This is a genomic window from Bacillus sp. SIMBA_026, from assembly GCF_046535335.1.
GTDB classification, from domain to species: domain Bacteria; phylum Bacillota; class Bacilli; order Bacillales; family Bacillaceae; genus Bacillus; species Bacillus velezensis.
On sequence record NZ_JAWRWX010000019.1, the window covers coordinates 1 to 680 of the forward strand.

A 680-nucleotide genomic window follows, 5' to 3' on the forward strand; every position below is an offset into this window, starting at 1 on the left:
TACTTGGCCAACAGCACACCCCACACACTCTGCAGAGCTGTATGGATGGTCACATGATTCCGTGCTGCCAGGTCGGCCAGCTTTCGCGTTAGCCCTCGAGAGAGTGCTATCACCTTTTCACGGTTGCCGGAATCGCCAGTTTTCCCAGATTTCCTATTAACCGGAATACCTGACTTTTCCTTATAGCCTTTCAGATAATTCTTCCAATATTGAGCGGCATCTTCTCTGGACTGTTCTTCCAGCCACCTGATGTAGGTGCTGTATGCCTCTGGCTCCTCCAGCTGGCGGGTTCTTCCGAACCGCTCATCCCCATAGAGTTGGAAAAGCTCTGCCAGAATGATTCCCCGTCCCCATCCGTCAAACAGGATGTGATGATTGCTCCAAATCAACGTATATTCTTCGTCTCCGGTCTGGATAAGCTGAAGGCGGATCAAAGGATCTCTGCTTAAATCAAAACCTTTTTCCCGGTCTTCTTTCAGGAATCGATCCATGCTTACCTTCTGCTGTTCCGCACTTTGCCTTCTTATATCTCGGGATCGGAAGCCGATTTTCCTGTTTTTCAAGATCACGTTTCTTGGCTGTACTGTGATTTCATACTCAATGGCGCTCCGCAGGAGCTCATGCCTTTCCAAGATGCTATTAAAGCTCTTCTCTAATAGAAGCGGATCGATTGTTCCATT

At 48.4% G+C, this 680-nt stretch carries 1 protein-coding gene; it reads right to left on the reverse strand.

All coding sequences use genetic code 11. The annotated features are described in order from the left end of the window. Nucleotides 1–680: condensation domain-containing protein (locus tag SB847_RS20455; RefSeq protein ID WP_410578377.1), on the reverse strand; the 680-nt coding region annotated here is incomplete at both ends.